Source organism: Streptomyces sp. NPDC004788, assembly GCF_053601115.1.
Genome location: NZ_JBSGBF010000174.1, coordinates 1 through 7029, shown reverse-complemented (window position 1 = coordinate 7029; position 7029 = coordinate 1). Strand labels below are relative to the sequence as shown.

The following is a 7029-nucleotide window of genomic DNA, read 5'->3' as shown; positions in this document are numbered from 1 at the left end:
GGCCGCCGGCGCGCCGTCGCCGCCGCGGGCCTCGCCGTGGTGGCCGTCACCGGCGGCGCCTTCCACCTGTTCAGCGGCCCCGGCCCCGGCGACGGCGCCGCGGACCCCGACGAGGTGACCCAGGCGTCGGCCCCGGACACCGCCACGCTCCCGGCGACGACCACGCCCTCCGTCGAACCGACCCAGACCACGACCCCGAGCGCGACCCCCAGCCCCACGGCGAGCCACCGGCCCAAGCCCTCCCCGACCCGGACGGCTCCCAAGCCCGCCCCGCCCCGGCCGCGGCCCCCGCGGCCCACCACCGCGGCGCCCACCACCCCGGCCCCCACCTCCTCGACCGAGTCGGGCCAGGTGATCGACCTGGTCAACGCCGAGCGGGCGAAAGCGGGTTGCGGGCCGGTCACCGAGAACGCCCTGCTGACCCGGGCCGCGCAGGGCCACAGCGACGACATGGCCGCGCGCGACTTCTTCGACCACACCAACCCGGACGGCGACGGCCCCGGCGAACGCGTCACCGCGGCCGGCTACCGCTGGTCGACGTACGGCGAGAACATCGCCAAGGGCCAGCGCACCCCGGCCGAGGTGATGGACTCCTGGATGAACAGCCCCGGCCACCGCGCCAACATCCTCAACTGTTCGTTCCGCGAGATCGGCATCGGCATCCACTCCGCCGGCGGCCCCTACTGGACCCAGGTCTTCGGCGCGCAGTGACGCCGGACCTGCCGCGTGCACGGCGGCGGGTGTCCGGCCGTCCCCCATGGGGCCGGGCACCCGCCGCCGTCACCGGGTCCTCACGACCCCCGTCACCAGGTCCTCACGACACCCGGTGCAGCCAGCCGTAGGTGTCCTCGCTCCTGCCGTACTGGATGCCGAGCACCCGCTCGCGCAGCGCCGCCGTCCGCTCGCCCGGCTTGCCGTCGCCGATCGTGAGCGAGTGGCCCTCGCCCTTGATCCCGGTGATCGGGGTGATCACGGCGGCGGTGCCCGCGGCGAACATCTCCGTCACCGTGCCGTCGGTGATGCCGGCGCTCAACTCCTTGAAGTTGACCGGCCGTTCGACCGGCGTCAGGCCGAACTCGTGGGCGAGCGCCAGGACGGAGTCGCGGGTCACGCCCTCCAGGATGGTGCCGAGCGCCGGGGTGATCAGCTCGCCGTCGGAGGTGACCACGAACAGGTTCATCGTCCCGGACTCCTCGATGCAGCCGTCGTCGCCCGTGCTGTCCAGGTAGAGCACCTGGTCGCAGCCGTGCTCCTGGGCCTCGGTCTGGGCGGCGAGGCTCGACGCGTAGTTGCCGCCGCACTTCGCCGCGCCCGTGCCGCCCTTGGCCGCGCGCGTGTAGGTGGTGCTGACCCAGAGGGTGATGCCGGCCGCACCCGAGGCGAAGTAAGCCTGCGCCGGGCAGGCGATGACCGAGTAGACCACGCGCTCGGCCGGCCGGACGCCGAGGAACGCCTCCGCGGCGAACATGAACGGACGGAGGTAGAGGCTCTCCTCGCCCTCCGACACCGGCACCCACGCCTCGTCCGCGCGCACCAGCGCCTCGATGCTCGCCAGGAAGTCCTCGGCGGGCAGCTCGGGCAGCCCCATGCGCTCCGCGGACCGCGCGAAGCGGCGCGCGTTGAGCTCGGGCCGGAACAGCCAGACGCTGCCGTCGGCGTGCCGGTACGCCTTCAGGCCCTCGAATATCTCCTGCGCGTAGTGCAGCACGGCCGCGCTCGGATGCAGCGAGAACGGCTTCAGCGCGCCGACCCCGCGCTCGTGCCACCCCGCCTCCGGCGTCCAGACCGCCGAGGCCATGTGGTCGGTGAAGTGCCGGCCGAAACCGGGCGCGGCCAGCACGGCCTCGCGCTCGGCGTCGGGGACCGGACGGTCGGTGCGCACCAGCGGGTATGCGGGATTCAACGTCGAACTCTCCTTGTTCACAAACGGGTCGGTCGGCTGCGTCCGGGCCGCCGGCCGCGGTCCGTGACGCACCGGAGGAATCCTGCCTCAATGCCGCCCGCGGGAACACGGGAGTCGTCCTCGCTCAGTCGGTGCCGGCGAGGGCGTCGCGGGCCGCCTGCTCGGCCTTCGCCCGGTCCTCGGGCACGAGCCCGATGCGGGTGCGGCGGTCGAGGAGGTCGGCGGTGTCGAGGGCGCCCTCGTGGCGGACGGCCCACAGCAGTTCGGCGCCGGTCACCGGGTGCCCGGGAACGACCGGCTCGGCGAGCGCGGGGTCGGCGAGGCCGAGGGCGTGCACGGCCGGTGCCTCGGAGCCGTAACGGCGCACGAGCCGGGCCGGGGCGTCGAGCCGGGCCAGCGTCTGCGGCCGGGCGGCGCCGACGAGGGGCAGCGACGCGGTGCGGCACGGGCCCGCGCTCAGTCCGCCGGCGGCCACGGCCGCGTCGACGGCGTCCTGCGCCATCCGCCGGTAGGTGGTCAGCTTGCCGCCGACGACCGTGACGACGCCCTCGGGCGAGGTGAGCACGGCGTGCTTGCGCGAGATGTCGGCGGTGCGGCCGCCCTGGCCGCTCGTGTCGAGCAGCGGGCGCAGCCCGGCGAACGCCCCCACCACGTCGTCGCGTTGGACGGTGACGTCGAGCGCGGAGCCGAGGACGTCGAGGAGGAAGCCGATGTCGGTCTCCGGGACCTCCGGCACGTCGGGGATGTCGCCGTCGACGGGCTCGTCGGTGAGGCCCACGTACACCCGTCCGTCGCCCTGGGGCAGGACCAGCACGAAGCGGTTGGTCTCGCCGGGGATCGGGATGTGCAGCCCGGCGGAGAGCCGGCCGAGGTCCTCGGAGCGCAGCACGAGATGGGTGCCGCGGGAGGGCCGCAGCCGGATGTCGTCGACGAGGCCGCCCGCCCAGACCCCGGCCGCGTTGACGACGGTGCGGGCGCGCAGGGTCAGTTCCTGGCCGGTGGTCTCGTCGCGGACCAGCGCACCGTCACGGTGGAGTTCCAGGGCGCGGGTGCGGGTGAGGACGCTCGCGCCGTGGGCGGCCGCGGTGCGGGCGATCGCGGTCACCAGACGCGCGTCGTCGGAGAGCTGCCCGTCCCAGGAGAGCAGTCCGCCGCGCAGCCCGGTGGGGCGCAGGGCCGGCGCGAGGTGCCGGGTCTCGACGGCGGAGAGCGTACGCGGCTGCGGCAGCGTGCGGCGCGAGGTGCGGGCGGCGACGCGCAGCATGTCGCCCGCGAGGAAGCCGGCCCTGGCGAGTGCGGCCTGGGCGCGGCTGACCAGCGGGGTCAGCGGCAGCACGAAGGGCTGGGCGCGGACCAGATGGGGGGCCGTGCGCTCCATGAGGATGCCGCGCTCGACCGCGCTCTCGTGGGCGACGTCCAGCTGTCCGGTGGCGAGGTAGCGCAGTCCGCCGTGGATCAGCTTGGAGCTCCAGCGGGAGGTGCCGAAGGCGAGGTCGTGGGCGTCGATCGCGGCCACGGAGAGCCCGCGGGTCGCCGCGTCGAGGGCGGCTCCGGCTCCGGTGGCGCCGAGTCCGACGACCAGCACGTCGACTTCGGCACCGTCCGCCAGCCGGTCCAGCTCCCGGCGGCGCCGCCCGGCGTCGAGCGAGGAGCCGGGCAGGGCGGGGGAGGGGGCGGGGCTGCTCGTGGGGTTCATGGGGTGAGGGTCCTCTCCAGCAGGGTGCGCAGCTCGTCCAGGAAGGCGGCTTCGCTCAGTTCGGGATCGGTCTCGTCGGTCATGGTGCGCAGCGAGAGCGTGAAGGACTGGACGACGAGCAGCAGCGACCGGGCCTGCAGCTCCGTGCGGCCGGGCCGGACGGAGCCGTCCTCGTGGCCCTGGTCGAGCGCCGCGGCGATGAGCTCCAGGAGGGCCTCCTGGCTGGCTCCGCGCCGGTCGAGGACGTACGGGAGCAGCAGCTCGGGATCGACGTCGAGGATCTTGTGGAACAGCGGATGGGCGCGGAACGCGGCGGCCCCCGCGACCAGTCCGGCGACGAGCCGCGCGCGTACCGGCCGCGGGTCGTCGGCCGGCGGCATGGCGCCGGCCGCCACCGCGATCCATTCCCGGGTCATCAGGTCGCCGACCAGGCTGTTCACGTCGGGCCAGCGGCGGTAGATCGTCATCCGGGACACGCCCGCGCGCCGGGCGACGTCGGTGAGCGTGGTGCGGCGTACGCCGACGGCGAGGACGCAGTCGCGGGCGGCGTCGAGTACGGAATCTGCGTCCGAGGCGTTGTGACGAATGGGCGTCATCTGTCACAGTGTAATGGCAGGACGGGCCGAGCGGCAGCGCCGACCCCGAACCGGAGCCCGAACCGGACCCTGAGACAGACCCCCGAAACAGACCCTGAACAGCACCGACCGTGCACAGCACCGTGAGGAACTTCGAAGTGGACATGTTGTGGAGCGGCTGGGGCGACCCGGCCAAGGCGGCCCCGCTGCCCGACGCGGTGACCGGCCTGCTGCGGGACCTGCTCGGCGTCACCCCGCGCGAGAACGGCCCGGCCGGCCTCGCCGACATCGAACCGCCCGCCCCGGCCCTCACCGACGCCGCCCGCACCGCCCTGTCGGCGGCCCTCGCCGCGCCGGACGCCCTGCGCGAGGACGCCGAGAGCCGCATCCGCCACACCCGCGGCAAGTCCACCCCCGACCTGCTGCGCATCCGCGCAGGCGAGGTCACCGACACCCCCGCCGCCGTCGTGCTCCCCGGCAGCCACGACGAGGTCCTGGCCGTGCTGCGCGCCTGCGCCGACCACGGCCTCGCCGCCGTCCCGTTCGGCGGCGGCACCTCCGTCGTCGGCGGCCTCGCGCCCACCACCGAGCGGCCCTTCGTCGCCCTCGACCTGCGCCGCCTCGACCAGCTCCTCGCCCTCGACGAGGAGTCCCGCACCGCGACCCTGCAGCCCGGGCTGCGCGGCCCGCAGTGCGAGGCGCTGCTCAACGAGCGGGGCTGGACCCTCGGCCACTTCCCGCAGTCCTTCGAGTGGGCGTCCGTCGGCGGCTTCGCCGCGGCCCGCTCCAGCGGCCAGGCGTCCGCCGGCTACGGCCGCTTCGACGAGATGGTCCTCGCCCTCACCGTCGCCACCCCCGAAGGCACCCTGGAGACCGGACGCGCCCCGCGCTCCGCGGCCGGCCCCGACCTGCGCCAGCTGATCCTCGGCTCCGAGGGCGCCCTCGGCGTGATCACCGCCGTGACCGTCCGCATCCGCCCGCTGCCCGCCAAGCGCGTCTACGAGGGCTGGCGCTTCGCCGACTTCGCCGCCGGCACCGCCGCCCTGCGCCGCCTCGCCCAGGACGGCCCGCGGCCCACCGTGCTGCGCCTGTCCGACGAGTCGGAGACCTTCATCGGCCTGGCCCAGCCGGACGCCATCGGCAACAGCGAAATCCCGCAGAACCCGGGCTGCATGGCGATCGTCGGCTACGAGGGCACCGAGGCCGAGACCGCGGCCCGCCGCGCCGCCGCCCGCGAGGTGCTGCTCGCCTCCGGCGGCGAGTACCTCGGCGAGGAGCCCGGCGACAAGTGGGAACACGGCCGCTACAACGCGCCCTACCTGCGCGACGCCCTCCTCGACGCCGGCGCCTTCGCCGAGACCCTGGAGACGGCCGCCTTCTGGTCCGCGATCCCCGCCCTCTACACGGCCGTGCGCGACGCGCTGACCGGCACGCTCACCGCGGCCGGCACCCCGCCGCTCGTCATGTGCCACATCTCGCACACCTACGAGAACGGCGCCTCGCTCTACTTCACCGTCGTCTCCGCGCAGGGCGAGGACGCGGTCGCGCACTGGGCCCCGGTCAAGCAGGCCGCCAACGACGCGATCCTGGCCGCCGGCGGCACCATCAGCCACCACCACGGCGTCGGCACCGACCACCGCGACTGGTACGCCCGGGAGATCGGCCCGCTCGGCATCCGTATGCTGCAGGCCGTGAAGGCCGAGGTCGACCCGTCCGGCGTGCTCAGCCCCGGGGTCCTCATCCCCGTCCGCTGAACCGCCGGGCGAACCGGCGGAACCCGATCCGCCGGAACCCGCACCGCCGGCACCCGATCCGCCGGAACCCGAACCGCCCGCCGAATTCCGCTCCTGCCGTCCCTCTCCCGCCGTCCGGAGGCATGCTCCATGCGACAGTTCACCGCCGTCGTCAACCCCACCGCAGGGGGTTCCAGCGGCACGGCGGGCCTGCTCCCGCTGGCCCGGCTGCTGCGGGAGGCGGGCGCACGGCTCGACACCGTCTACAGCCGCAGCCTGGAGCACGCCCAGGAGCTCGCGCATGACGCCGGCGCGCGCGGCCATGTCGTCCTCGCCGTCGGCGGCGACGGCATGGCCGGCCGCATCGGCGGCTCGCTCAGCGGCACGGACACGGTCTTCGGCCTGGTCCCGGCCGGCCGCGGCAACGACTTCGCCCGCGCCCTCGGGCTGCCCACGGACGCCGCGGGGCTCGCCGAGGTCCTGCTCCACGGCGAGCCGCGGGCCGTCGACACCATCGAGGTCGAGTCCGCGGCGCACCCGCGGATCCGCGTCCTCGGCAGCGTGTACGCGGGCGTCGACGCGGTCGCCAACCGCCACGCCAACAACTCCCGGCTGCTGCGCGGCGCCGCCTCGTACTACGCCGGCGGTCTGCGCGCCGTCCTCGGCTGGCGGCCCGCCGCGTACCGCATCACCGTCGACGGCACCCGCCACGAGCGCACCGGCTACACCGTGATCGCCGCCAACTCCGGCTTCTACGGCTTCGGCCGCAAGATCGCCCCCGGCGCCCGCGTCGACGACGGGCTCCTCGACGTCGTCGTCATCAACCAGGCGCCCAAGCACCTCTTCTTCGCGATGATGAACGAGCTCAAGACCGGCGCCCACGTCGCCCGCCCCCAGGTCGAGATCCTGCGCGGCAAGGAGATCCGCATCGAGGCCGACCGCCCCCTCCCGTACGGCGCTGACGGCGAGGTCGACGCGACCCTGCCGGTCACCCTGCGGGTACGGCCCGCCGCCCTCAACGTGCTGGCCTAGGGGGTGTCTCGCCGATCATGCCGGGCTCGCGACGCCTGGCACCGCGCCTCGCCGCGTTGTCGTCGGTCGCCGATGCTCCGCATGGACTCC

6 protein-coding genes are annotated in these 7029 nt (G+C 75.0%); 3 read left to right on the top strand and 3 right to left on the bottom strand.

Annotated elements, in window-relative coordinates; genetic code table 11:
* Positions 1 to 711: CAP domain-containing protein (locus ACWEJX_RS37030; protein ID WP_451611804.1), on the top strand; the 711-nt coding region annotated here is incomplete at its 5' end.
* 103 nt (positions 712 to 814) lie between these two features.
* Here ACWEJX_RS37030 and ACWEJX_RS37025 read toward each other — a convergent pair.
* From ACWEJX_RS37025 to ACWEJX_RS37015, 3 genes are all read right to left on the bottom strand, one after another.
* Positions 815 to 1903, bottom strand: a complete 1089-nt coding sequence (locus ACWEJX_RS37025) for a branched-chain amino acid aminotransferase (RefSeq protein ID WP_451611803.1) — start codon at positions 1901 to 1903, stop codon at positions 815 to 817.
* 124 nt (positions 1904 to 2027) lie between these two features.
* On the bottom strand, positions 2028 to 3599 hold the full coding sequence (locus ACWEJX_RS37020; protein WP_451611802.1) for a glycerol-3-phosphate dehydrogenase/oxidase: 1572 nt from the start codon (positions 3597 to 3599) through the stop codon (positions 2028 to 2030).
* A complete protein-coding gene (locus tag ACWEJX_RS37015) occupies positions 3596 to 4195 on the bottom strand; it encodes a TetR/AcrR family transcriptional regulator (protein ID WP_451611801.1) in 600 nt (199 codons plus the stop codon). The genes ACWEJX_RS37020 and ACWEJX_RS37015 overlap by 4 nt, the downstream gene beginning before the upstream one ends.
* Before the next feature lie 137 nt (positions 4196 to 4332).
* On the opposite strand from ACWEJX_RS37015, the gene ACWEJX_RS37010 reads away from it, so the two are divergent.
* Both ACWEJX_RS37010 and ACWEJX_RS37005 read left to right on the top strand, forming a co-directional pair.
* Positions 4333 to 5928: an FAD-binding oxidoreductase gene (locus ACWEJX_RS37010; RefSeq protein WP_451611800.1), complete on the top strand. Its 1596-nt coding sequence runs from the start codon at positions 4333 to 4335 to the stop codon at positions 5926 to 5928.
* Positions 5929 to 6057: 129 nt separating this feature from the next.
* Positions 6058 to 6939 (top strand): diacylglycerol/lipid kinase family protein, encoded by an 882-nt coding sequence (locus ACWEJX_RS37005; protein WP_451611799.1) that lies wholly within the window; start codon positions 6058 to 6060, stop codon positions 6937 to 6939.
* Positions 6940 to 7029: the final 90 nt, after the last annotated feature.

Coding starts and splice junctions, on each gene's coding strand:
- ACWEJX_RS37020 (WP_451611802.1), bottom strand. CDS start 3,599: ATGAACCCCACGAGCAGCCCCGCCCCCTCCCCCGCCCTGCCCGGCTCC.
- ACWEJX_RS37005 (WP_451611799.1), top strand. CDS start 6,058: ATGCGACAGTTCACCGCCGTCGTCAACCCCACCGCAGGGGGTTCCAGC.
- ACWEJX_RS37015 (WP_451611801.1), bottom strand. CDS start 4,195: ATGACGCCCATTCGTCACAACGCCTCGGACGCAGATTCCGTACTCGAC.